Source organism: Enterococcus durans NBRC 100479 = LMG 10746, assembly GCF_001544215.1.
In the GTDB taxonomy this organism is placed as follows: domain Bacteria; phylum Bacillota; class Bacilli; order Lactobacillales; family Enterococcaceae; genus Enterococcus_B; species Enterococcus_B durans.
The window spans coordinates 1-24,159 of the sequence record NZ_BCQB01000040.1 but is presented as its reverse complement, the minus strand read 5'-3'; the positions used below and the strand labels follow the sequence as shown (position 1 = coordinate 24,159).

At 36.4% G+C, this 24,159-nt stretch carries 24 protein-coding genes, 4 pseudogenes and 1 other annotated feature; of the genes and pseudogenes, 18 read left to right on the top strand and 10 right to left on the bottom strand.

All coding sequences use genetic code 11. The features are described 5' to 3' along the window. Positions 1-416: 416 nt before the first annotated feature. Positions 417-761, bottom strand: a complete 345-nt coding sequence (locus ED2_RS10805) for a winged helix-turn-helix transcriptional regulator (RefSeq protein WP_232103831.1) — start codon at positions 759-761, stop codon at positions 417-419. 73 nt (positions 762-834) lie between these two features. Between ED2_RS10805 and ED2_RS10800 the strand changes: the two genes are divergently transcribed. Both ED2_RS10800 and ED2_RS10795 read left to right on the top strand, forming a co-directional pair. Next, positions 835-2,010: a dipeptidyl aminopeptidase gene (locus ED2_RS10800; RefSeq protein ID WP_060789794.1), complete on the top strand. Its 1,176-nt coding sequence runs from the start codon at positions 835-837 to the stop codon at positions 2,008-2,010. A 191-nt stretch (positions 2,011-2,201) separates the two neighbouring features. Beyond that, a complete protein-coding gene (locus ED2_RS10795; protein ID WP_002347000.1) occupies positions 2,202-2,882 on the top strand; it encodes an IS6-like element IS1216 family transposase in 681 nt (226 codons plus the stop codon). A 29-nt stretch (positions 2,883-2,911) separates the two neighbouring features. Here ED2_RS10795 and ED2_RS10790 read toward each other — a convergent pair whose 3' ends face one another. The 5 genes and pseudogenes from ED2_RS10790 to ED2_RS10770 form a co-directional block, all read right to left on the bottom strand. Beyond that, positions 2,912-3,097 (bottom strand): hypothetical protein, encoded by a 186-nt coding sequence (locus ED2_RS10790; protein ID WP_060789793.1) that lies wholly within the window; start codon positions 3,095-3,097, stop codon positions 2,912-2,914. Between the two features lie 15 nt (positions 3,098-3,112). Beyond that, positions 3,113-4,033: a homocysteine S-methyltransferase gene (gene mmuM, locus ED2_RS10785; RefSeq protein ID WP_016177611.1), complete on the bottom strand. Its 921-nt coding sequence runs from the start codon at positions 4,031-4,033 to the stop codon at positions 3,113-3,115. After that, positions 4,023-5,432, bottom strand: coding sequence for an amino acid permease (locus ED2_RS10780; RefSeq protein WP_038809352.1), 1,410 nt, complete (start codon positions 5,430-5,432; stop codon positions 4,023-4,025). The genes mmuM and ED2_RS10780 overlap by 11 nt, the downstream gene beginning before the upstream one ends. 52 nt (positions 5,433-5,484) lie before the next feature. Further along, positions 5,485-5,712, bottom strand: a binding site (T-box leader). Between the two features lie 345 nt (positions 5,713-6,057). After that, a pseudogene (locus tag ED2_RS10775) lies at positions 6,058-6,459 on the bottom strand (IS30 family transposase); the annotation flags it as partial. A 239-nt stretch (positions 6,460-6,698) separates the two neighbouring features. Then, positions 6,699-7,568: pseudogene (locus tag ED2_RS10770) on the bottom strand (heavy metal translocating P-type ATPase); the annotation flags it as partial. Between the two features lie 79 nt (positions 7,569-7,647). Here ED2_RS10770 and ED2_RS10765 point away from each other — a divergent pair. From ED2_RS10765 to ED2_RS10745, 5 genes are all read left to right on the top strand, one after another. Continuing rightward, positions 7,648-8,328 carry an IS6-like element IS1216 family transposase gene (locus ED2_RS10765; protein ID WP_060789791.1) on the top strand — a complete coding sequence of 227 codons (681 nt, stop codon included), beginning with the start codon at positions 7,648-7,650 and terminating at the stop codon, positions 8,326-8,328. A gap of 205 nt (positions 8,329-8,533) precedes the next feature. Then, a complete protein-coding gene (locus tag ED2_RS10760) occupies positions 8,534-8,863 on the top strand; it encodes an AbrB/MazE/SpoVT family DNA-binding domain-containing protein (RefSeq protein WP_002292678.1) in 330 nt (109 codons plus the stop codon). Next, complete coding sequence (locus tag ED2_RS10755) at positions 8,853-9,140, top strand: type II toxin-antitoxin system RelE/ParE family toxin (protein ID WP_002300557.1); 288 nt, start codon at positions 8,853-8,855, stop codon at positions 9,138-9,140. The genes ED2_RS10760 and ED2_RS10755 overlap by 11 nt, the downstream gene beginning before the upstream one ends. Positions 9,141-9,425: 285 nt before the next feature. Further along, positions 9,426-10,283 carry a ParA family protein gene (locus ED2_RS10750; protein ID WP_002292680.1) on the top strand — a complete coding sequence of 286 codons (858 nt, stop codon included), beginning with the start codon at positions 9,426-9,428 and terminating at the stop codon, positions 10,281-10,283. Then, the gene (locus ED2_RS10745; RefSeq protein ID WP_016177564.1) at positions 10,284-10,832 is read left to right on the top strand and encodes a hypothetical protein; all 549 of its coding nucleotides are present in this window, start codon (positions 10,284-10,286) and stop codon (positions 10,830-10,832) included. It abuts the gene before it with no gap. A gap of 296 nt (positions 10,833-11,128) precedes the next feature. On the opposite strand, the gene ED2_RS10740 is transcribed toward ED2_RS10745, so the two are convergent. Further along, positions 11,129-12,076 (bottom strand): sugar-binding transcriptional regulator, encoded by a 948-nt coding sequence (locus ED2_RS10740; RefSeq protein ID WP_016177563.1) that lies wholly within the window; start codon positions 12,074-12,076, stop codon positions 11,129-11,131. A 187-nt stretch (positions 12,077-12,263) separates the two neighbouring features. On the opposite strand from ED2_RS10740, the gene ED2_RS10735 reads away from it, so the two are divergent. The 10 genes and pseudogenes from ED2_RS10735 to ED2_RS10690 all read left to right on the top strand — a co-directional run bounded on the left by ED2_RS10735 (position 12,264) and on the right by ED2_RS10690 (position 21,858). Further along, a complete protein-coding gene (locus ED2_RS10735) occupies positions 12,264-13,451 on the top strand; it encodes an NAD(P)-dependent malic enzyme (protein ID WP_016177562.1) in 1,188 nt (395 codons plus the stop codon). Continuing rightward, entirely contained in the window at positions 13,432-14,736 is a 1,305-nt protein-coding gene (locus ED2_RS10730) for a 2-hydroxycarboxylate transporter family protein (RefSeq protein ID WP_060789790.1), read from the top strand. The genes ED2_RS10735 and ED2_RS10730 overlap by 20 nt, the downstream gene beginning before the upstream one ends. 25 nt (positions 14,737-14,761) lie before the next feature. Then, positions 14,762-15,775 (top strand): [citrate (pro-3S)-lyase] ligase, encoded by a 1,014-nt coding sequence (gene citC, locus ED2_RS10725; RefSeq protein ID WP_002303158.1) that lies wholly within the window; start codon positions 14,762-14,764, stop codon positions 15,773-15,775. A 3-nt stretch (positions 15,776-15,778) separates the two neighbouring features. Further along, positions 15,779-16,072, top strand: a complete 294-nt coding sequence (citD, locus tag ED2_RS10720) for a citrate lyase acyl carrier protein (RefSeq protein WP_002303159.1) — start codon at positions 15,779-15,781, stop codon at positions 16,070-16,072. Positions 16,073-16,076: 4 nt separating this feature from the next. Beyond that, positions 16,077-16,982: a citrate (pro-3S)-lyase subunit beta gene (gene citE, locus ED2_RS10715; RefSeq protein WP_016177559.1), complete on the top strand. Its 906-nt coding sequence runs from the start codon at positions 16,077-16,079 to the stop codon at positions 16,980-16,982. Next, a complete protein-coding gene (gene citF, locus ED2_RS10710) occupies positions 16,975-18,534 on the top strand; it encodes a citrate lyase subunit alpha (protein WP_002303161.1) in 1,560 nt (519 codons plus the stop codon). The genes citE and citF overlap by 8 nt, the downstream gene beginning before the upstream one ends. After that, positions 18,531-19,088: a citrate lyase holo-[acyl-carrier protein] synthase gene (gene citX, locus ED2_RS10705; protein WP_002305953.1), complete on the top strand. Its 558-nt coding sequence runs from the start codon at positions 18,531-18,533 to the stop codon at positions 19,086-19,088. Before citF ends, citX begins: the two co-directional genes overlap by 4 nt. After that, positions 19,081-19,944: a triphosphoribosyl-dephospho-CoA synthase CitG gene (gene citG / locus ED2_RS10700; protein WP_002303163.1), complete on the top strand. Its 864-nt coding sequence runs from the start codon at positions 19,081-19,083 to the stop codon at positions 19,942-19,944. Before citX ends, citG begins: the two co-directional genes overlap by 8 nt. A gap of 233 nt (positions 19,945-20,177) precedes the next feature. Then, a pseudogene (gene tnpA, locus ED2_RS10695) lies at positions 20,178-20,587 on the top strand (IS200/IS605 family transposase). A gap of 587 nt (positions 20,588-21,174) precedes the next feature. After that, entirely contained in the window at positions 21,175-21,858 is a 684-nt protein-coding gene (locus ED2_RS10690) for an IS6-like element IS1216 family transposase (protein WP_002329884.1), read from the top strand. Positions 21,859-21,891: 33 nt separating this feature from the next. Here ED2_RS10690 and ED2_RS10685 read toward each other — a convergent pair whose 3' ends face one another. The 3 genes from ED2_RS10685 to ED2_RS10675 all read right to left on the bottom strand — a co-directional run bounded on the left by ED2_RS10685 (position 21,892) and on the right by ED2_RS10675 (position 23,499). Beyond that, the gene (locus ED2_RS10685; RefSeq protein WP_232103828.1) at positions 21,892-22,308 is read right to left on the bottom strand and encodes a hypothetical protein; all 417 of its coding nucleotides are present in this window, start codon (positions 22,306-22,308) and stop codon (positions 21,892-21,894) included. A 629-nt stretch (positions 22,309-22,937) separates the two neighbouring features. After that, positions 22,938-23,228 carry a hypothetical protein gene (locus ED2_RS10680; RefSeq protein ID WP_060789789.1) on the bottom strand — a complete coding sequence of 97 codons (291 nt, stop codon included), beginning with the start codon at positions 23,226-23,228 and terminating at the stop codon, positions 22,938-22,940. Beyond that, on the bottom strand, positions 23,221-23,499 hold the full coding sequence (locus ED2_RS10675) for a DUF2089 family protein (RefSeq protein WP_002330374.1): 279 nt from the start codon (positions 23,497-23,499) through the stop codon (positions 23,221-23,223). Before ED2_RS10675 ends, ED2_RS10680 begins: the two co-directional genes overlap by 8 nt. A 379-nt stretch (positions 23,500-23,878) precedes the next feature. On the opposite strand from ED2_RS10675, the pseudogene ED2_RS10670 reads away from it, so the two are divergent. Next, a pseudogene (locus tag ED2_RS10670) lies at positions 23,879-24,159 on the top strand (IS6-like element IS1216 family transposase); the annotation flags it as partial.

Sequence of the window (24,159 nt, the reverse complement as noted above, 5' to 3'; positions counted from 1 at the left end):
CGTTTAAATAAAAAATAAATGAAATCAAGTTCATCTCAAATTTACTTACAAAGGGGAGAAAAGTGGAAAAACAAACCAATCTCGAAGTTAAATTAATTGGCGAAGACGGCAACATCTTCAACCTGCTAGGTATCACTAGTAGAGAGTTAAAGCGAAATGAATGGCTTCGTTGAGCAAGCAAATGCTTTGTGGCATGAAGTAACCATGCACGCTTCGTCTTATGAAGAGGCTCTGAATATGATTCAGGAATATGTGATAATGGTTTAGTTAATCCCAGCAACGCACCTTACACGCCCTTAGCAACGAGCTGAGGGCGTTTTAATATTCATTTTGAAATACCGAAAAAGTCACAAATAAAAAGCCTTGTATAATCATAGCTATATAAAACCTATCTTTGCAATTCAAGAAACATTTTATTAATTCTTAAACTGATTTTGGTTGCTAGTAATTTCATCCTCATGTTCTTTTAGCCATGTTTTGACATTTTCTAAGATAAACAGGCTGCTTTTACCTAGATCCGTCAAGCTATAATAAACAGGAAATCCAGTTGATGATTCACCTTCCTTGCTGATAATTCCGTAAGCTAATAAATTATTTAGATTTTCATTTAAAACTTTTCTTGAAACACCTTTCATTTCTCTTTCGAGTTCAGCAAAGTGGCGCGTTTTTTCAGCTAAAAGGATTAGGATAAACGGCACCCATTTACCTAAAAGTGGCATAGCTAATTCTCTTAATCTTAAATCATCTGCTTTGTTCTGCACCTTGAAGTAACCTCTTTTTCTTCATAAAATTTATTTCTATAATTATATCACACATAAAAAACGGAGGACGACAATGAAAAATCACTTTTTTAAAACTTTTGAGTTCGAATTTGAGACGACGCGCCTGCTTTGGTATACGCCAAGTGGCGGTTCAGATTATGGCGAAGTTGCGACAACTGCAGAAAAAATTAAAGATGGCAATTATGAATCTTGGTACAAAGGATGGTCTGATTTTGCTAAAAAACTAGAGGAACGTTCGGATAATTTTAAATCACAAAGCAGCAAAGCAAATGGTTATTTACGCGCAAGCAGATATTATCAAGCCGCAGAGTTTTTCCTTTCAGCGAACGATTCACGGAAAATTGAAGCATATCAAAAATCGGTAAAACTATTTTATAAAAGTCTGGATTTACAAAAAGTTAAATATGTATCTGAAATGATAAACTATAAAAATGCAAAAATCAGAACTTTACTTTTTAGAACAGATATGGAATCAAAAGGTACTTTATTTATTTGTGGCGGTTTTGATGCACTTCTCGAAGAACTATATTTTACAAATGTCAAATCTGGGATGGAAAATGGGTATGATGTTGTGCTTTATGAAGGACCGGGGCAATCTGATGTGATTAGAAGATATAATCTACCTTTCGAAGAGAATTGGCATATAGTCGCAAGGCAAGTTGTTGATTTTTATAATGAAAAATATCAAATTTCTGGAGAAAAGATCGGAATTGGGCTATCATTAGGCGGCTTATTGGTTTCGCGTGCGGCAAGCCTAGATCAAACTCTTTTTGATAAAATTGTGCTTTATAATTATTTTCCTTCGATGCTCGATTCGTTTAAAAAATCAATGCCGAAATTTCTTTATAAATACATAGAAGATGGATTCTCAAAACCGTTTGAGAAAATTTGCTCATTTTATATCTCGAAAAACAAATTTCTAAATTGGCAAATTGAACACGCAAAGTGGACCTTTGGCGAAATTTCACTAAACAATTTACTTAAAAAATGTAGTAAATTCAATGAAGGTATTTCGCTTGAAAAACTCAATACCGACACTTTGGTGTTGCTGGCAGAGAATGAAAATTATTATGATTTTCGGCTTGGTTTAAACTTTTATGAAAACATTCCTGCAATAAATAAAAAACTGATTTTATTTAATAAGACCAACTTTTCATCAGATTTACATTGTCAGAATGGTGCTACCCATGATTCAAATGATCAAATTTTTGAGTGGCTCGATTTATAGATTTTAAAAGTTATTGATATAAATTTCTTATAATACGCTTCTATCATTGCAAGTTCATTTGATGTAAGATGGGTATAGGTCATTTGTCTTCACTCCTTATAATTCTTTTGCGGGAACGGTTCTGTTGCAAAGTTTTAAATCTACTATCAAATAAGGTAGAATAATAGAAAAAGATAGCAGGAGGAATGACGATGAATCATTTTAAAGGAAAGCAATTTCAGCAGGATGTGATTATTGTAGCCGTGGGCTACTATCTTCGTTATAACCTTAGCTATCGTGAAGTTCAAGAAATCTTATATGATCGTGGCATTAACGTTTCTCATACAACGATTTATCGTTGGGTGCAAGAATATGGCAAACTACTCTATCAAATTTGGAAAAAGAAAAATAAAAAATCCTTTTATTCATGGAAAATGGATGAAACGTACATCAAAATTAAAGGAAAATGGCATTATTTGTATCGAGCCATCGATGCAGATGGTTTAACCTTGGATATTTGGTTACGTAAAAAACGGGACACACAAGCAGCGTATGCTTTTCTTAAGCGGTTAGTGAAGCAGTTTGATGAACCGAAGGTTGTAGTCACAGATAAAGCCCCCTCTATTACAAGTGCCTTTAAGAAACTAAAAGAATACGGCTTTTATCAAGAGACAGAACATCGTACCATTAAATACCTGAATAATTTGATTGAACAAGACCATCGTCCAGTAAAGAGACGCAATAAATTCTATCGAAGTTTACGCACTGCCTCTACCACGATTAAAGGCATGGAAGCCATTCGAGGATTATATAAGAAAACCCGAAAAGAAGGCACTCTCTTCGGGTTTTCGGTCTGTACTGAAATCAAGGTATTATTGGGAATCCCAGCTTAAATCATAGATACCGTAAGGGATTTTATTCTTTATTTAAAATTTTGCAACAGAACCCGACGTATCATGCGTGCAAGTTTATTTCCAGTAGATTGGATTACTTGGACTATAATAATTAAAATCACTACGGTAGAGAACATCGCAAAAGAATCAAAACGTTGATAACCATAGACAATGGCTATGTTACCAACACCGCCGGCACCGACTGTACCAGCCATTTATGTTTATTCCAACTAAAGAATTGCGGAAAAGGTTTCCTTCAACAAACTGATTTCTTTGGCTGATGTGCAGCAACAGCCGCCGATCCATTTGCATCCTGACCCATGCCATTTCAATGCTTCGTTTGAGAATACTTCATCAACCGCATGACTGTGCGTCCATACTTTTGTAGTGGCATCGTAGGTCGCTCCCGAGTTTGGATAAGCAACTAATGGCTTTGTCGCAATCTCCTTCAGATATTCCAAGGCCGGCAAAACTAAATCCGGCTGCACGCAATTGACGCCGTAGGCAATGATTTGCTCGGACGACTCTGCCAATAGCTGGAATACACGCAGATCGGTCCCATCGCATAAATGGTGATCGTCCTTCAAAGTCACCGTCAGCCAAGCTGTCGTCTTGGGATGTTGGGCTAGCAACTCAATCACAGCCTGGATTTCCGTTAGATCCGGAATGGTTTCGATGGCCAGCAGATCAGCCCCGGATTCCAGCAGCAACTCTAACCTTTCGCGATGGAAATCGACCAATTCGGTTTGCGACAGACCGTAATTGCCCCGATATTCAGAGCCGTCCGCCAAATAGGCTCCGTATGGTCCGACCGAAGCCGCCACCCATTTTTCTTGCAGGCCTTGGCTTTTCGTTTGGGCCTGTTTCGCTAGTTCTACCGTTCTTTTGATCAGAGCCCGGCTTTCTTCGGTTGTATGGCCCAAACGCTCGAACCCGGCAACCGTCGCTTGATAGCTCGCTGTGATGGCGATGTTTGCCCCGGCATCGTAATATTTCTGATGGACTTTTTCAATTTTATCCGGTTCGTTCACTAATGCTTTCGCGGTCCATAACTCATCATTCAGGTCCAAGCCTTGCTCCTCCAGACCTAAGGACATCGAACCATCGATGAGGATCACTTTTTGATTCTTTTGCCACTCTTTAAAATTCATCGGAAAGCTCACCCACTTCTTGATTTTCGATTGCTACAGAAGCCTTTTTACTGAAGAATAACTGGTAATAAAAGAAGCACAAGATCGTGAATGGGATGCCGATGATCAAGGCAATCCGCTGGTTCGGATCAAACGCGATGCCGATGATCGAAACGGAGCAAAGGATAATGACGAGCCACGGAACGATTGGATAGAATGGTGTTTGGTAAGCCAGTTCATCCAGTTTATGCCCCGATTTCAGATAGTATTTGCGGAAATTCAGTTGTGCCCAAGCGATGCTCAACCAAACCGCCACGACCGCGAATGCGGAGATGGATACCAAAGCCAGGTAAACGGTGTCCGCGGAATAGATGCTGGAAAACAGGGAGAGAAGCCCACCCAAAATGGTCAGCAACAACCCGTAAATCGGCAACCCGCGTTTGGATAATTTGGCGAGACGTTTCGGCAATGTTCCTGCATTGGCCAATGTCCACAGCATTCTTGATGCTGCGTAGACCCCAGAGTTTGCGCCGGAAAGGACTACAGTGATCAGGACGAGGTTCATGATGTCTGCTGCGTATGGGATACCCATCAAATTCAGGATGACGGTCACCGGACTTTCATCCAAATTAGCCGCAGAATCCGGAAGCAGCGCACCGATCACAACAATCGTCCCGATGAAAAGGACCACCAAAATGACGATTGTCTGCAAGATTGCTTTCGGGATATTTTTCTTAGGATCCGACGTTTCACCAGCGGCTACGCCGATCAATTCCGCACCGGAAAAAGCGAAGTTAGCAGACAGTATCGCCAAGAAAACAGAGCCTGCGCCTTTCGGGAACCAACCGTTTTCCGTCAGATGGCTGAAAAGTGGTGCTGATTCATTTCCCTGGATCGGTATAAATCCGAATATGCCACCCAGACCCAGGATAAGGAAAATTGCCAGTGCGAGCACTTTGATCAGCGACATCCAAAATTCGCTGACGGAAAACCAACGCACATCAATAATGTTTGAAAGTACAATAATGCCGATAAAAAAGATGCACCAAAGCCAAGTGGGAATGCCGGGGAACCAGCGTTGTGACAAAATCGCCAAGGTGATGAACTGCGAACCCAATGCCACTGTCCACGTCAGCCAATAAAGCCACGCCACCACGAAACCTGCTCCGGGATGGATGTATTTTGAAGCGTAGTTGTGGAACGAACTCGTACTAGGCTCGTGGACCGACAATTCGCCCAAGCACATCATGACCAGCGTCACCAAAAATGCTCCGATCAGATACGCAATGATTGTTCCGATCGAACCCGCCGTTTGAATGAGATACCCCGAACTCAAGAAGATTCCAGTTCCGATTACCCCGCCCAATGAAAGCATAACTAGATGCTTTGATGTCATTTCCCTTACAAATGATTGCTCCATATTTTTCCCTCCAAAAATATATTAAAATATATAAAAAAAGCACTCCCCCTATTGAAAGGGCGAATGCTCGCGTTACCACCTTTGTTCATAATCATAAAGATTATCTCAGCAAGGGACTGTCATCCCTTCACGCGCTATCGGGCGTACCCGTCACTTGCTAAGTTTCCCTCACACGTGATAACTCAAAGACCATTTTTGCTGATTCCGAAACATCTGCTTTCACCATTCGCAGACTCTCTATGGTTTCTTTCCCAGCTACTTATCTCGTCAAAGTTTCATATATTTTTAATAAATATACAAGGATGATGGATGGTTGTCAATTATTTTGTGCTTACTTTCATTCGCTTAATTGCAATATCAAATGCATAAAAAATTTTAAAAACCTTTATAGACAGCGAATTACTCAATAATCCAGTATTACCAATGCTTTGAAGCCATTGACGGCAGGGAGTGTTTCATCCCTTACCATTTTTCAGGTGAGTTGTTGGTGGTTCTGACCCAAGAGGATAGGTTAGCTGAGTCAAGAGAAGGAGCAAAGCGGCTCTTGACTCAGCTAATCTATTCTCTTATCCTATAGAACCAACAAAACACCTTAAGCTGCTTGTAAATCGGCCAGTTCTTCCTGAAGGCGTTCGTCAGGGTGCAACTTTCTATAAGAGTGTACAAAAGTATCCACACTATGAATCCGCAACCCCTTCTTGGGTGCTAGATTTTCTGGTAAGGCAGCAAGGAAAGCCGCAGAATATTTATTATGATCCCGCGCATGCGAGTTCTCACGATTTTCTTTATAAACCCGTGCGCCTGAGGCGGCAATATACTGCTCGTAATAATTGCGCTTATAGTCAAGCTGGCGCGTTCTACCGCGTTTCAACTCACGAGAAACAGTGGGTTGGCTGACCCCTAATTCTCGCGCCATTTCAGCTTGTTTATAGGTGCCGCTTTTCGCCATCTGTTCCAGCATTCCGCGTTGGATGTCAGTAATTTGTTTGAAGGTGCGCTTTTCTGTGATACAATTATTTTTGGTCATGTAGATACCCCTTATAATTTTAGTTTGGTTGCTAACAAGTATATCGTATCTACATGATTTTTTTGTTTATTTCCTTATGCATTTCATTTTACAATTTTCCAACTCAAAAAAGCGGAAAATCCCAGATTTAAAAATCTGAGTTTCCGCTTTTGTCATTTCAAGGATGGACTATTGTCTCAGCCTCTTCTAATTTATTCTTAAGATATTTTTACTTTCTCTGCAGATGCTGATACTTCTTTTTATTCTTTTCGACCTTTCAACTTATACTTCATTAATCTCATGCCATTGAAAATTACCACCAAGATACTACCTTCATGAACCAACATTCCGATAGACATATTCATCCATTCGCTGAAGAAGACGCTGGTCAACAAGACCAACACTACGCCAACTGAAATCACGATATTTTGTTTCATATTATTTGCGGTGGCTTTTACTAATCCTAATGCGTGAGGCAAGTTGCTGAAGTTCGAGTTCATTAAAACGACATCGGATGTTTCAATCGCTACGTCCGTTCCGCTTCCCATTGCGATTCCAATGTCTGCTAAAGCTAAGGACGGACTATCGTTAACGCCATCTCCAACAAAGGCTACAATTTGACCACGTTGTTGAAGTTTTCCGATATAAGCCGATTTGTCTTCCGGCAACATGTGGCCGTGAGCTTCGGTCAAACCAAGTTCGCCGGCGACCATATCAACGGTCCCTTGGTTATCTCCTGAAAGAACAACTAGATTTTTCACGCCCAAGTCTTTTAATTCCTGCAAATTAGCTTTCACACCTGGACGGACTTGATCGCGAATGCCCATCAGTACTTTTAATTCACCGTCGACCGCTGTCAAAACGAGAGAGTTCCCTTGTTGTTCAAACCGTTTGACATCTTTTTGCACTTTTTTGCTGAGAGTGACATTTTCTTTTTCCATCAAGGCCACATTCCCAACAGCCACTCTATGTCCAGCTACACTTGAAACGATTCCGCCGCCTTTCACGACTTCAGTTTCCTCAACAGGATAAAAGTTTGTTTCTCCAATTTGATTTAAGACCGCTTTTGCTAATGGATGATCTGATTCCCGTTCCACACTGGCCAGATAGCCAAGCGTTTCAGTAGAATTTTTTTGGTTCTGTTGCAAAGTTTTAAATCTACTATCAAATAAGGTAGAATAATAGAAAAAGATAGCAGGAGGAATGACGATGAATCATTTTAAAGGAAAGCAATTTCAGCAGGATGTGATTATTGTAGCCGTGGGCTACTATCTTCGTTATAACATTAGCTATCGTGAAGTTCAAGAAAACTTATATGATCGTGGCATTAACGTTTCTCATACGACGATTTATCGTTGGGTGCAAGAATATGGCAAACTACTCTATCAAATTTGGAAAAAGAAAAATAAAAAATCCTTTTATTCATGGAAAATGGATGAAACGTACATCAAAATTAAAGGAAAATGGCATTATTTTTATCGAGCCATCGATGCAGATGGTTTAACCTTGGATATTTGGTTACGTAAAAAACGGGACACACAAGCAGCCTATGCTTTTCTTAAGCGGTTAGTGAAGCAGTTTGATGAACCGAAGGTTGTAGTCACAGATAAAGCCCCCTCTATTACAAGTGCCTTTAAGAAACTAAAAGAATACGGCTTTTATCAAGGGACAGAACATCGTACCATTAAATACCTGAATAATTTGATTGAACAAGACCATCGTCCAGTAAAGAGACGCAATAAATTCTATCGAAGTTTACGCACTGCCTCTACCACGATTAAAGGCATGGAAGCCATTCGAGGATTATATAAGAAAACCCGAAAAGAAGGCACTCTCTTCGGGTTTTCGGTCTGTACTGAAATCAAGGTATTATTGGGAATCCCAGCTTAAATCATAGATACCGTAAGGGATTTTATTCTTTATTTAAAACTTTGCAACAGAACCGTTGTTTATAAGGTAGATGAAGATGAACACGTGGTTGAAATTTATTCAGCAAGGACGCATTACGAGTCACAGTAATTACTTGTAAATACATTATCTCGTGGTATAATGTATTTACTAAGTAATTACATACTGTTAGAAATGAGGGATTTAAATGATTACAAAAACAAGAAAACAAGGCAATTCAATCATGTTGACAGTACCTAAAGATTTTAATGTTCCTAATGGAGTCGAAGTTGAAGCAAAGTTGGTAGAGAATGGTATTCTTTATGAATTTGTTGAACCACAAAAAGAATTTTATGATTTTAGCGAAGATATTTTGTCTGATATAATTGCAGAAGGCTACGATAAAGATGAGATTCTTGTAGAATTTAAGAATAGAAAAAACAAAATGCATTCTTCCTTTAGAGATATTGCTGAAGATACACTTACTAATTCTAAAGTAATGACTAAAGAGGAGTTGGCAACAGAAATTGGCTTATGAAATCGTTCCTTCAAAACATGTCATTAAGTATTTAAAAAAGCTAAAAGAGAAGCCATTGAAAGAAAAATTTTTGAATTTAATTTATGATGAAATTGCGATTGATCCATATAAGGGTGAACAAAAAACTGGGGATTTATCAGGTATTTGGTCTAGTGGGTTCAAATATGCGGGAACAACATATAGAGTAGCTTACGAGATTATAGAAAACAAGGTTATTCCAGTATTGTTATGTGGAACGCATGAAAACTTTTATGAACAGTTGAAAAAATTAATCTAGTGATTTGTTGTCGTTCTTAAGAAGGACGGCTTCTTTTTTATCGAAAATATGATTCGTCTACATGACTAAAGTCGCGAGTATTCTCTGCTTCTCGATAAATTAAATAACGTCATTACTTTGAGGAAAGCTATAAATCAATATGTTTCAGGTTTTCCTTATTTATGTACTACCTTTTACTTATTAATTATAAGGTAGTACATATATATCTTTTTTTTGGTAGTAACTAAAAATAAATATGTTATAATAGTATCAAATGAATATTGCTAAAAGAAAAGAGGTAGGAACGTGGTAGCGAAGAAATATGTAATCGGTAATTTTAAAGGTGGCGTAGGTAAAAGTACGTGCGCGCAAATGTTAGGGTTTGAATCAGCAGTTAATGAAGGAAAAAGAACCTTGATAATTGACTTGGATATGCAAGGAAATACTTCTGATGTGATGAACTTAACGCATATGAACTTCACTAACGAAGAAGGAGGCGGAGAAGGTGAACCGATTGTTTACGAAAATACTGTGACTGACGTGTTGATAAACAATCTTCCACCTAAAGAGGCTGTCTATAAAGTAATCAATAACCTCTATATACTTCCAGCAGATATGTCCTTTGAAATGTATGATGATTGGATCAAAGACCAATATAATGATTCATTATCCCAATTCAAATATATGAAAGAAAAGCTAGAACCATTATTTGATGAGTTTGACGTCATCTATTTAGATGTCCCACCTTCTATTTCTGTATATAGTAAATCCGCGATGTACATTGCGGACTGGGCAATCGTCGTCTTACAGACCCAAGTAAAATCGATGAGAAATGCGATGCAATATCTTGAGTATATGGACTTTTTTGTGAAAGAATTTGATACAAATTTATATGTTGCTGGTGTTATTCCTTTCATGTTGGAAAGCGGTGACGCAGTAGATCAGGAAATGTATAAACAAGCCCAAGAGATTTATGGGGAACATTTGATTAAAAATGTTGTACTCAAAAATGCGCGCTTAAAACGATACGACGGATCAGGTATTACGATGGAGAAGACAAAGAAAGGTCTCTTAAAACAATGGGATCGCAAAAGCCACGAATTATTTATCAGTATTTTGAAAGAATTGGAAGAACACGAGAATTGGTATGCGGAGGTGGAGTAATTGGCTGACATCAAAGGACTTGATATTTTTGGGAACAACAAAGGACTCGCCAAAATAAAAAAAGAAGCAGAAGCAAAGAAAAAGCAGCAAGCAATTACACCATCTGAAAATAAGCAATTAGAAGTGTACCAAGTTCAAGAAATAAAAACTTCCTCCAATGTTGAAAGACAGAGTAGAGGAAGAACAAAAAAAGTTGGCGCACCAATCAGAAAGTTTGATAAGGTTTATTCCACCAAGCATCCTTTAAAACTGTCGACTTTGTTAAATGCGACTTCTAGAGTTTTAGTAGAAAAGTATGAGACTAATATGACAAGAGATGAATTGCTTAGAAAAGCTTTAGATGAGTATATTAAACAGAATCTTACGCAAGAAGATAAGCAAGATTTGTTTAATGACGTGGTGAAAGAACTAGACTTGTTCAGAGAAAAATATCCAATTGTTCCAGAATTAGATGATCGTGGAGAAATAATAAGAACTACCAGTCAGATAAAACAAGATACCGAAGACTCACTGCGCAAAGGGTGGGGAATGAATAATAAAGTTAGATAGAACCCCCTTTTTATAGCATAAAAAAGATTTAGAAGGATATATGATCCTATTGCATGAGAAGTACAATAAAATTAATAAGAAGTAACATTAACGAAAAAACGTGGGAATTATTCAGTGAATACAAAGAAATTAAATCTTGAAAAGTAATGGAGTATGGCTTGGAAAAGTTCAAAAAATATTAAGACAAGCTTCTCAAAAAAAGGGATTTTGATATCCAATAAAAAGAGTGAATCATTGTACTGCCCTCCAAAAAAGTAGTACCAAAAATCTAAATTTTTTGGAGGATTTTACATGACTCACTCTTTTTTTATCAAAGAAAGTATTTTCCAAGCAGTTTTTTCATCCAAAAATAAATCTGTAAAAAAATTACCATTCAAGGCGCCTAAACAACTCTCCGCTTTGAACTTACTTTTACAAATACCAATTCGTTTTGGAATATCGAAAATTTCTTTTAAAGAAAGACCAAAAGTCTTATCCTCAGATGCTTTGATGAATTCACCATTGATATTGAAGGGTCTTCCGTAAAGAAATCCAACAGTATCCGTCATGCTTGGAAATAGGATTTTACGATGCTTGTTCCAGGGTTCGACAGAATCAATAGAGTATAAGGTGCCAATTCCAGAAATTAACATATCTGCATGCGAAGCGGTTGCTAAGGTATTAGCTAAAGAAGGTTCTAGAGCCATTAGTTCACGTGCAGTTTCATTGATGACATATAAAGGAATACTGAGAGTCAAATAAGAAGACTCATAACGTTCAGCAGCTTTTTGAACTAATCGTGTGGAGCCAGCTAAGGAATTATATTTTCCGATTTCGCCAATGAATTGAGTAAAAATTAATTCTTCACGAGCACCCATTTTAAACTGATCAATCACTTTGTAAACGGTATCTCCCCAAGATAGTGCAACCACATTGGCTTTCTTAATTAATTCTTGAATGTAATCGGCAGCAAATTTTGAAAATAATAAATCGTGTTGTGATAAGTCTTCACTACTTTTTAATATATAGATATTCGTTTTAAAGTAATTTTTGAAGATTTCTTCTAGCTCATAATTCCTAGCATACGGAGAATTAATTGAAATACTAACTAATTGTTTTTCACGTGCATCTTCAATATATTTTAAAGCTTTATATCTGGTGATCCCATATTTTTTAGAAATTTCACTAATATTGATATCCTCGAGATAATAGTCTTCACAAATTTTTACAAGGAGTGATTCATAGTCAGAGAATTCCAGATGCATAGTATAGCTCCTAACTTTTTCAAATAGATATTTTTTCTCATTATACCAAAAAAATTGAATTTAGTCTTTTTTTAAATTTTTAAAAATAAGCATCATTTTTTTAAAATTTAAAATGAAAGGGTTTTTTTATTTTAAAAAAAGTGTTAAAGTGGTTTTGTAATTAAAAAATGTAAAAAGGAGTGAAGGTATGCTTGATGAAGTTTTAGAAATCCATAAAAAAAATGTAGGTGTTTTACGGATGGAAACAACAGAAGCCGTGCAAGATGATCAAGATTTAGCAAAAATGTACACCCCAGGTGTAGCAGAACTAAGTTTAATGATTGAGAAAAATCATGCTTTGGCAAGAGAATTAACAATTAGTGGTAAATTAGTGGCCGTTATTACAGACGGGTCGGCGGTATTAGGTCTTGGAAATGTAGGAAACCAAGCTGGATTACCAATCGTCGAAGGGAAAGCGCTGCTTTATAAAAATTTAGCAGGTGTCAATGCGATTCCATTAGCCATCGAACAAAAATCAGTAGACGAGATTGTACAAACAATTGTCAATTTGCAAAATAGTTTTGCAGGGATCCATTTAGAAGATATTGCAGCACCGAAGTGTTTTGAGATTGAAGAAAAATTACAAGAAAAACTTTCTATTCCTGTGTATCATGACGATCAAGAAGGAACAGCGATAGTCGTTTTAGCTGGATTGATCAATGCTGCTAAGATCCAAAGGAAAACATTAACTGAACTTCGAGTTTTGATCAACGGCATGGGAGCATCTGGGGTTGCAACAGCTAGACTATTAATCGCTGCTGGTATCAAAAATCTAACATTGGTGGATAAACAAGGGAGATTAAAGAAGCAAGATAGTACATTAAATAAATATCAAAGAGAGTTGTTGGATCATATACATGATACAAATAATAATGCAAGCGTTTTGGAAGATGCAATCGTTGGACAAGATGTTTTTATCGGTCTTTCAATAGGAAATGTTTTAACGCCTGAAATGATTGGAAAAATGAATGATAATCCGATTATTTTTGCTTTAGCCAATCCAGTACCAGAGATCACACCCGATTTAGCAAAAGAATCTGGTGCAAAGCTAATCGCTACAGGTTCTTCGAAATATCCTAACCAAGTAAACAATATTTTAGTATTTCCCGGATTGTTCAAGGGACTATTACTATCGAAAGCGAATAAAGTCGATCTTTCATTACAACTTGAAGTAGCCAAACAATTAGCTGCTATGGTCGCAGAGCCTACGGTAGAAAAATTCATCCCTAATGTTTTTGATGAAGGAGTCGCAAACGTCGTTTCACAGGCAGTTTTGGATTATTTACAAAAACTAAAAGAAAACGAGGATAATATACATGCTGAAAACATTAAATAGAATTAAAATTGGTTTTATTCCTTTATCTCTTTATATCATTTTGGTACTCGCGTATCTTGCAATGACGATAAGCAATATCGTTCCAGAAAATGATATGTTAGTTTCTTTGGGTATTATGACTGTTTTTGCTTATTTATTAGAAGAAATTGGTAAAACTATTCCTATTTTAAAAGATTTAGGTGGTAAAGTATTAGTTGTTACATTTTTGCCTGCATTTCTAGTCTATAAACATTGGCTACCTCAAAGTACTGTAACTGTGGTTTCTGATTTTATGAATAATAACAATTTCTTGATGTTCTTTATCACACTACTAGTTGTCGGCAGTATTGCTTCAATGAATCGGCAAACATTGGTTAAAGCAACTTCACGTATTATCATTATTTTAATTTTATGCGATGTGATTGGTTCTTTGATAGGAACAGGTGTGGGAATACTCTTTGGGCTATCTGCTTGGAATGCGTATTTCTTTATCGTTGCGCCGATTATGGCTGGTGGTGTTGGGGAAGGAGCGATGCCATTATCGATTGGTTATGCAGCAATATTATCTGGTATGGGACAAAATGATATCTTTGGGAAGATTCTACCGTGTGTGATGTTGGGAAGTTTAGTCGCAGTTCTACTGTCTGGTATGCTCAAAAAAATTGGAGAGAAATACCCACAATTAAATGGTCAGGGTAATTTGATCGATGGGGATGATGAACATTTAGAGAACTTGAAGGGTTCAGCTAAACCAGTCGATATTGAAAAAACATTGTTAGCAGGCGTGGTAGCAATAACGATTTATTTTGTTGCTGTCTATGTTGAGCACTTATTAAAATCACTCCTTGGCTTTTCTATTCCTTCACCTGTGATCTTATTAGTCTCTCTTATGGGGGCTAAAATGCTTGGTTTTATCCCTAAAAATATCGAAGAAGGTGGAAATTCGTTGTATGGATTCACTGTTCGTGGGATCACACCTCCCTTACTTTTTGGCGTAGGGGTTGCAAAAACAGATTGGTTAGAGCTGATCGAAGTATTTAAAAATCCTGCAACGATAGTAACAATCATTGTGACGGTAGTAGCTATTGTCGCTACAGCTTTTATCGCCGCAAAATTTTTAAAAATGTACCCAGTTGATACTGCCATCGCAGTTTCATGTTGTAGCGGACAAGGCGGTACAGGTGCTTTAGCTATCTTAGCTGCGGGTGATCGCATGGAATTAATGCCATTTGCACAAGTTGCTGTTCGACTAGGGGGTGCTATGACCGTAACGTTCGCTATCTTTTTAATGGGTCTGCTATCATAAGAACATAAAGAAAGGACGTGACCATGTGTTTGATCAAACAGATATCCAACGATTATTTTTAAAAAATAACTATATCAAAGACCAATGGGAAAATCTTTTGCTTGATTCAGGAATACAAAAGAAGCAAATCGAAGATTTTCAACATTTAGATCAAACATTGGGTATATACCATAAAGAAAAGTTAGTAGGAACAGTATCTTATCAAAACAACGTGATTAAATATATCGCCGTGTCTGAAAAATATAAAGATGGTGGACATACATTTAATGTACTAGTCTCTGCAATAATTCAGGCAATGAGTCAACAAGAGATTTTTCATTATATTGTTTTCACGAAACCGCGCTATCAAAAAAGTTTTAACTTTTTAGGTTTTGAAACAATCGTATCTACCCCAAAAATAGCTGTATTAGAAATGGGAGATAGTTCTATAAAACAGTACCTAGAGAGGATTCCTAAAGTGAATGGTGAAAAAAAAGCAGCAATTGTCATGAATGCGAACCCATTTACAGAAGGGCATTATTATTTAGTAAAACAAGCTGCCAATAACAACGATTGGGTATATGTATTTGTACTCGAAAAAGAACAAAATCTTTTTTCGACGAAGGACCGACTCAAATTAGTTCAACAAGGATTACAAAAACTGAAAAATGTCATTGTTCTATCAGGTGGCGAGTATATTATTAGCCCTGCAACGTTTCCCACCTATTTTTTACGAGAAGATGATGAAATAGCAAAGGAGCAAATGGTCGTAGATGCTACTTTATTCAAAGAAAGAATTGCCACTTATTTAGATATCTCTGCTAGATATGTGGGAGAAGAACCACTTTCCCCAATGACTCGTTCATATAACGACATACTGGAAACGATTTTACCCCCTGAAATAAAAGTTCATGTCCTTGCAAGGAAGAAAACGGAACAACACCAAGTTATTTCTGCTTCTCAAGTTCGTAAAGCGTATCTTGCTGGGCAATTGGAAAAAATAAAATATATGGTTCCAGAAACAACCTATCAATACTTAAAAAATAAAAGGGAGCGTTAAGTAATGGAAATAAATAAATCAGCGATTGCTGGAACATTAGAGTCAAGTGATGTCCAAATCATGATTTCACCGAATACAGAAGGAATAGAAATCGATTTAGACAGTCAAGTGATTGAGCAATTTGGAAAACAAATCAAAAAAGTTATCTATGACACACTAGCAGTTTATCAGATTAAAAACGTAAAACTCAAGGTAGTAGATAAAGGGGCATTAGATTGCGTTATTGTTGCACGATTAAAAACAGCGATCCATCGTTCTTTAGGTATCCAACACCAAGAAACACCGTGGGAGGTTTAATTAGATGATGAAAGAACGTTTGAGAAGAACAATGATGTTTGTTCCAGGAAATAATCCAGCGATGATCAAAGATGCAGGTATTTATGGTGCTGACTCGATTATGTTCGACCTGGAAGATGCAGTGTCTATGGCAGAAAAAGACAGCGCAAGAATGCTTGTGGCTGAGGCATTGAAAACAGTGGATTATGGTGACACAGAATTAATTGTTCGAATAAATGACCTGCACTCAGAATTTGGACGTGCAGACATTTTTGCAATGGTTAAAGCCGGCGCGCATGTATTACGTTTACCTAAAACAGAAACCTCTAAAGATATAACAGAAGTAGAAAAAGTGATTATAGAAGCAGAAAACTATCATAATGTTCCGATAGGGCGAACATTGATGATGGCAGCTATTGAAGGTGCTTCTGGTGTATTGAACGCACCTGCGATCGCCAAAGCATCTGATCGATTGATTGGAATCGCCATTGGGGCAGAAGACTATGTGACAAATATGAAAACCAAACGATATCCAGATGGAAACGAATTGTTTTTTGCTCGCAGTATGATCGTTCATGCTGCACGTGCAGCAGGCATTTCCGCATTTGACACTGTTTACTCTGATGTGGATGATATGGAAGGATTTTTAAACGAAGTACGTTTAATCCATCAATTAGGTTTTGATGGAAAATCTTGTATCAATCCACGGCAAATTCCAGTAGTCAATACTGTTTATCAGCCGTCAATCAAAGAAATCAAACGATCACTAGACATCATCTCGGCAATCGAAGAAGCAAAAGAAAAAGGTTCTGGCGTAATTTCTTTAAATGGAAAAATGATCGATAAACCAATTGTAGAACGTGCACAACGGACATTGATGTTAGCAAAAGCATCACGATTGATTGATGAGGAGGGAAATATCCATGCATAATAAACAAAGACGTAGCATTCCATCAAGTGTTTTAACAAAGTATAAAAAAGAATTCCAAAGTGTTTCATTATCGCCACAAACGATTCAACGTTGTGCACCAAAAGTAACGACTGTAACTAATCAGACAAATAAATTGATGCACTCGATCAAAGAAGCTATAGAAAAATCGGGCTTAAAAGATGGAATGACGATTTCATTTCATCATCATTTAAGAGAAGGTGATTTTGTTTTTAACCAAGTGATGGCCGTGATCCGTGAAATGGGCATCAAAGAATTGACCTTAGCACCAAGTTCTTTAACGAACACTATGAATGAGATGGTTATTGAATGCATCAAGGACGGTACAGTAACTCATATCACAAGCAGTGGGATGCGCGGCAGCTTAGGTGAATTTATTTCTCATGGAGGAATGGACAATCCTGTGATTTTACGTTCTCATGGTAATCGTCCACGTGCAATTGAAAGTGGTGAATTGAAAATCGATGTTGCATTTCTAGGAGTACCAACATCTGATGATTATGGAAATGCTAATGCGACTGTTGGAAAATCCGTTTTTGGTTCATTAGGGTATGCAAAAGTAGATGCACAATATGCAGATAAAGTCATTCTTCTAACTGATCATTTAGTTCCTTACCCTAATACGCCCATTAGTATTCCGCAAACACAAGTCGACTATGTCGTGGAAGTAGAAGCAATTGGTGATCCGAATAAAATCGGTGCTGGTGCTACACGGTTTACTAAAAACCCAAAAGAATTAAAAATTGCTGAAATGGTCAAAGATGTCATTGTTCACTCACCTTATTTCAAAGATGGCTTTTCTTTTCAAACAGGAACGGGTGGTGCAGCTTTAGCAGTAACACGTTACTTAGCTAGTGAAATGGAAGAAAAACAGATCAAAGCTTCTTTTGCATTAGGTGGCATCACTAAACCAACGGTTGATTTATTGGAAAAAGGTCTTGTTGAAAAAGTGTTAGATGTCCAAGACTTTGACAAAGGAGCAGCTGAAGGAATGGCGCGGCTTGAGAACCAACAGGAAATCGATGCTTCCTTTTATGCTGATCCAAGTAATAAAGGAGCGGTTGTTAACCAATTAGATGTCGCTATTTTATCTGCATTAGAAATTGACACAAACTTCAATGTAAATGTTATGACTGGTTCAGATGGTGTGCTAAGAGGTGCGATTGGTGGACATCAAGATGCAGCAACGGCTAAACTTACTATCATCTCAGCGCCGTTAGTACGTGGCCGAATACCTACAGTAGTAAATGACGTTACTACGTTGATCACACCAGGGAAAAGTATCGATGTATTAGTCACAGAAGTAGGGGTTGCTATCAATCCCCAACGTAAAGATCTAATAGCTATTTTTGAAAGAATTCCACAAATTCCTGTTTTTACAATAGAAGAATTACAGCAAAAAGCAGAAAAAATAGTAGGCATCCCCGAACCTTTGCAATTCACAGATCGGATAGTTGCCTATGTAGAATACCGAGATGGTTCAATTTTAGATGTCGTTCGTCAGGTGAAAGAATTTGAAGAAGAGAGATCATGATGTTTGATACTGGAGAAATTCAAGAAATCGAGGATATTTTGATCCATAAAGAACAACGTGCTAACTTGCAAAGCAACCTGCTTTCCAAGTATTCAAATAGTTCATTGATGGTCTTTACATTGAATATTCCTGGGCCGATCAAAAATAATCCAATGATTGAGCAGGTATTTCGTCAGGGACAGCAGTCAATTCAGCAAATGTTTTTAAAAAAAAAGGTGGAAATGACGTACACAAAAGAAATCAATTTGCCAAGTGGATTGGACTGGTACGTAATAGTAACAGAAGCACCTTTGAATCTCAAAAAATGGTTGGTCACGTTAGAAGAGCAAGACGCATTAGGTAGACTTTTTGATTTAGATGTCTTGTTCAAAAAAGGAGAGCAGATAACAATTGTCAGTCGCCAAGCTCTTAATCATGGGGAACGTCCTTGTTTTATTTGTGGGAAATCAGCAAAGGTATGTGCACGTAATCGTACACATACTGTGAAAGAAATGCAAAAGAAAATCGAACAAATAGTAGCCGATTCCTTAAAAGGAGCATTGAAACATGCATGATAATATTCAAAAAATAGCACAAGAAGCACAATTAGCGATGCTTTATGAAGTTACATGTATCAATAAACCAGGATTGGTTGATCCAGTAGACCCCGGGTCTCATCAAGATATGGACATTTTTACTTTTCTACAAAGTAGTGTAGTTTTGACTCCCTATTTTGAAGAATTTATCCAAACAGGATTGGACCGACAACATCAACCAATTGAAGAAACCTTTATGGCGATTCGACAGATTGGTTTAGAGGCTGAAACTGCGATGTTCTCAGTGACAAATGGTATAAATACACATAAAGGTGCTATCTTTTCATTGGGGATTTTTCTTGCTATTTGTGGCCGGTTAACTATTTGGAAAGTTCCTTGTAAAAAAAGTTTCTTTCAAAAAGAAATTCAAAAAATGACGAAAAATCTACTTAACGATTTTGGGAAGATTGATCAAACAAAACCAAAAGCATGGACTTGGGGAGAATATCTATTTGTTAACCATGGATTGACAGGGATACGAGGGGAAGCCAAAAGAGGTTATCCTTGTGTTTTTGACCGAGGATTGCCTTATTATCAAGCATATCAAGGGTCGCAACAAGATAAGATGATAGACACTTTACTTTTTCTATCAATGGAAGTAGAAGATACCAATTTGATCAAACGAAGTAATAATAGACATGTTTTTGAAGAGTATCAATTACTTATTCGTCCTTATTTTGAATTAGGGGGTGTAAAAACCATACAAGGTAAAAAATATTTGGATTACCTAAATCAGCAATTTAAAAAGAAAAATTGGAGTATTGGTGGAAGTGCAGACTTATTGATCCTTACAATCTTTTTAGATAAAATCATGGACAAAGGATGGTTATGTTGATACTATAATACAGTATTTTGTATTAGTAAGCTAATAACTAAAAAATGGTTCAATACAAATATTTTATAAAAAATGGTAGTGCCTATCCTTTCAGATTGTAGACAAAGAAAAATTTCTTTGTCTACAATTTTTTTGTTAATGACTTCAGTCAGTTTCGTGCGCAAAGCGTGCGAAATAAGAAAACCATGCGTTTCTACACGTGGAAGAACTAGCATATCGAAAGGAGTTTTTTCATGTCAAATGACGATAAAAGTTTAGCACATACTCGTTGGAATTTTAAGTATCATATTGTATTTACACCAAAATATCGACGAAAAGTAATCTATAGGCAATTACGAAAAGATATTGGAAAAATACTTAGGAAGTTGTGCAAAATAAAAAACGTGGAAATTATAGAAGCACATGCAACGCCAGATCATATTCACATGCTTGTTCAAGTACCATCAAAAATAAGTATATCCAGTTTTATGGTTATCTGAAAGATCGCAGTGCTGTGCTAATCCACGAGCAGCACGTAAATCACAAATATAGATACGGAAATAAATCCTTTTGGTCGGAGGAATATTATGTGAGTACAGTCGAATTGAATCAAAAGACAATTGAAAAATATATCCGTGAACAAGAAGCTGATGATCGCATTTGAGATAGTATAAGTAAAAGAGAGTAGATGTTGCAATAACAAAAGGGTAAAAATGGACTACCTCCAGTAAAATACCGAAAAATAGTTTAACTTTTGGAGATAAGTCCATTTAAGGGTCTATAGAATGACAATTTTTTTAGGGGATTTTACTATTATTACTTCAAGACCCGCTTGGATTCGCAAAGTGAGTGAACTCTTAAAACTACCTGATAGTAGGTTGTTTTAAGAGTTATCTGAAAGTAAAAATTGCATTTATATTTTTGATAAATACGTAAATTTATATATACGTATTTATCAAAGTTTTAGGCCAAAGGAATATTGTGTAAATACACTAGGATTGAATGAATAGACCAGAAGAAATTGCGTCCAAGAACAAAAGAAGCATGATAGTGCTCTATATAAATTGGGCATTCAAGAATCTGAAATTTAAAGGTAGGATTTTAGTTAGACTTTTAGATTTTAAACACAAAAATAACCATACAAGCAACAAGAAGCAAAGTGCTATATTATAAATTGGGTTCTGTTGCAAAGTTTTAAATCTACTATCAAATAAGGTAGAATAATAGAAAAAGATAGCAGGAGGAATGACGATGAATCATTTTAAAGGAAAGCAATTTCAGCAGGATGTGATTATTGTAGCCGTGGGCTACTATCTTCGTTATAACCTTAGCTATCGTGAAGTTCAAGAAATCTTATATGATCGTGGCATTAACGTTTCTCATACAACGATTTATCGTTGGGTGCAAGAATATGGCAAACTACTCTATCAAATTTGGAAAAAGAAAAATAAAAAATCCTTTTATTCATGGAAAATGGATGAAACGTACATCAAAATTAAAGGAAAATGGCATTATTTGTATCGAGCCATCGATGCAGATGGTTTAACCTTGGATATTTGGTTACGTAAAAAACGGGACACACAAGCAGCGTATGCTTTTCTTAAGCGGTTAGTGAAGCAGTTTGATGAACCGAAGGTTGTAGTCACAGATAAAGCCCCCTCTATTACAAGTGCCTTTAAGAAACTAAAAGAATACGGCGGCTTTTATCAAGGGACAGAACATCGTACCATTAAATACCTGAATAATTTGATTGAACAAGACCATCGTCCAGTAAAGAGACGCAATAAATTCTATCGAAGTTTACGCACTGCCTCTACCACGATTAAAGGCATGGAAGCCATTCGAGGATTATATAAGAAAACCCGAAAAGAAGGCACTCTCTTCGGGTTTTCGGTCTGTACTGAAATCAAGGTATTATTGGGAATCCCAGCTTAAATCATAGATACCGTAAGGGATTTTATTCTTTATTTAAAACTTTGCAACAGAACCCTTTGATTTTTTTGATAGAGTTAAGTATTTATCTCTTCCGTCAAATGGAAAGATAGCACGTATGGCAGACTCAAACACACCTTTAGCGATTACTTCTAGTTCTTCCAAGTCATCTTGAATATCAACGGTTATATGATTACTTCTTTCCCAGTCAATTGTACATTGAATTGTATGTTCTCCAAAGTCAACATCAAATTCTTTGGTTTGATTTCTGTGTATTACCCCAACATATTTATCGTCTATTAAGACTCTGTATGCTCTTAATTTGTTAGCACCTTTTGACGTCCTCGATAATCTTATCTTTGGCATGATTTTATCCTCACTTCCAAAATTTCCACCATTTTTTTGTTCTTCTTTGGGTTTTGTTGTTGCTTGTTCCTTTAGATGTTCCTGCAAAGCTTCGACTTCCTCTTGTGGTTGATTGGGTTCTGTTGCGAAGTTTGAAAATCAAACGCGCCCTCTCTGAACTCCAAATATCTTAGGCTGTTATGCCCATTAATACCTTTTATATTTCATTGTTATCATTCTCTCTTAAAAATTTATAGTATTTAAATTAAAATCCCTATCGTAAAAATAAAAATATTGTAGTGATAGAATCGACTAAAGTATCAAAAATTGATTTGATTGTCTTCTTCTGTCCATAGGTCTTTTTTCTTTTCAAAATATCACCTCCATTTTTAAGAACTATTATATCAATAAACAGAAAAACAACCCCTGTAATATGAACTAAAGATTATAGGGGTTGTTTTAATGGTATTTTCTAGGGGCCATTATCTAATTATAGACCCCATTGGTAGGAGCAAAGCTGCTAAAGTGTATAAAAAATGCCATCACCTCAAGCCAAGATAATAGTCTTCATGAGCAACTACCTACCCCAAAAAGTATGTTTTAACAAAAATTCCAATCAATATGACAACAGCTAACAATAGTGTAGTTTTAAAATATGAAACGCAACAAGAGTAAGTAATGATTCGGTGCTGCTCTTGTTATAGGTGTTATTTGAAGATTGTAAGCCCTAAAAAGTGTTATTTTTTTCGTGATATATCCTTAGCTTTCATTTTTTCGATTTCTTTGCTGGCTTTCTTCTTCCTATCCCTCAGTGCCTCTAACCAGATACCATTTAAAAGTGCCTCTCCCACAATCAATACCGTTAGTTTGGCTAGTAAAGACTGATCCTTAGTAAAGATGATATAAACCATTAATAACAGAAAAGCAATTCCAGGAATCGCTCCAAACCATTTTGGCAAATATCTATCTAAAACGTAAAGTATAGCTACAATCAACATACCCATTAAAAGCCCTTTAAACTCACTCATTTTTTTCCTCCTTAAAATCTTCAATAATTTGTTTTGCTAAGTCTAACGATATTTTTTCGTCAATTACCAATTGCATAATTTTGGCTTCAAAGGTACTTGTATTATCCTGTTCAATTAAATCAATTTTTTGAATAATTTTATTCAAGCGCATTCTGACGGTCGGATAACTTACTTGATATACCTTTGCCAATTGCTTTAGAGAGCCCGAAGCATGTACTAACTGTTTAACAAATTCTTGGTCCGCTTGATCTAGTGTTAAAAACCAGTTCATATTTCTCCCCTCCTTAATTAAATAATATTTATTTTAATTTAACATTATTTATAATAAATGTCAACAAAAGACATTATTTTTTATATGTTGACCGATTTAATTTGACTCCGAATTTGACAAAAATAGTCTTTCAAAGCGATAACAATGCCGCTTTGAAAGACTATTTAAAAAGTATTTAGTACAAAATTGTTATTTAGATTTATAGACCCTAAACAAACATCTTTTGTAAAAAGCCTTTTTTCTGTTCTTTCAATAAATCTAACTTACGTTGATGAAGAGTGATAGTATCATCTAATTGTTTGAAGGGTTCTGTTGCAAAGTTTTAAATCTACTATCAAATAAGGTAGAATAATAGAAAAAGATAGCAGGAGGAATGACGATGAATCATTTTAAAGGAAAGCAATTTCAGCAGGATGTGATTATTGTAGCCGTGGGCTACTATCTTCGTTATAACCTTAGCTATCGTGAAGTTCAAGAAATCTTATATGATCGTGGCATTAACGTTTCTCATACGACGATTTATCGTTGGGTGCAAGAATATGGCAAACTACTCTATCAAATTTGGAAAAAGAAAAATAAAAAATCCTTTTATTCATGGAAAATGGATGAAACGTACATCAAAATTAAAGGAAAATGGCATTATTTGTATCGAGCCATCGG

Bases quoted from the DNA above. Each gene is read 5' to 3' on its own strand.
- ED2_RS10740 (WP_016177563.1), bottom strand. From the start codon at position 12,076: ATGCATCTGGAATTCTCTGACTATGAATCACTCCTTGTAAAAATTTGT.
- ED2_RS10690 (WP_002329884.1), top strand. From the start codon at position 21,175: ATGAATCATTTTAAAGGAAAGCAATTTCAGCAGGATGTGATTATTGTA.
- ED2_RS10795 (WP_002347000.1), top strand. From the start codon at position 2,202: ATGAATCATTTTAAAGGAAAGCAATTTCAGCAGGATGTGATTATTGTA.
- citX (WP_002305953.1), top strand. From the start codon at position 18,531: ATGATGTTTGATACTGGAGAAATTCAAGAAATCGAGGATATTTTGATC.
- citD (WP_002303159.1), top strand. From the start codon at position 15,779: ATGGAAATAAATAAATCAGCGATTGCTGGAACATTAGAGTCAAGTGAT.
- ED2_RS10760 (WP_002292678.1), top strand. From the start codon at position 8,534: ATGATTACAAAAACAAGAAAACAAGGCAATTCAATCATGTTGACAGTA.
- ED2_RS10780 (WP_038809352.1), bottom strand. From the start codon at position 5,432: ATGGAGCAATCATTTGTAAGGGAAATGACATCAAAGCATCTAGTTATG.
- ED2_RS10790 (WP_060789793.1), bottom strand. From the start codon at position 3,097: ATGGCTGGTACAGTCGGTGCCGGCGGTGTTGGTAACATAGCCATTGTC.
- ED2_RS10680 (WP_060789789.1), bottom strand. From the start codon at position 23,228: ATGAGTGAGTTTAAAGGGCTTTTAATGGGTATGTTGATTGTAGCTATA.
- ED2_RS10800 (WP_060789794.1), top strand. From the start codon at position 835: ATGAAAAATCACTTTTTTAAAACTTTTGAGTTCGAATTTGAGACGACG.
- citF (WP_002303161.1), top strand. From the start codon at position 16,975: ATGCATAATAAACAAAGACGTAGCATTCCATCAAGTGTTTTAACAAAG.
- ED2_RS10675 (WP_002330374.1), bottom strand. From the start codon at position 23,499: ATGAACTGGTTTTTAACACTAGATCAAGCGGACCAAGAATTTGTTAAA.
- citE (WP_016177559.1), top strand. From the start codon at position 16,077: ATGATGAAAGAACGTTTGAGAAGAACAATGATGTTTGTTCCAGGAAAT.
- ED2_RS10735 (WP_016177562.1), top strand. From the start codon at position 12,264: ATGCTTGATGAAGTTTTAGAAATCCATAAAAAAAATGTAGGTGTTTTA.
- ED2_RS10730 (WP_060789790.1), top strand. From the start codon at position 13,432: ATGCTGAAAACATTAAATAGAATTAAAATTGGTTTTATTCCTTTATCT.
- mmuM (WP_016177611.1), bottom strand. From the start codon at position 4,033: ATGAATTTTAAAGAGTGGCAAAAGAATCAAAAAGTGATCCTCATCGAT.
- citG (WP_002303163.1), top strand. From the start codon at position 19,081: ATGCATGATAATATTCAAAAAATAGCACAAGAAGCACAATTAGCGATG.
- ED2_RS10765 (WP_060789791.1), top strand. From the start codon at position 7,648: ATGAATCATTTTAAAGGAAAGCAATTTCAGCAGGATGTGATTATTGTA.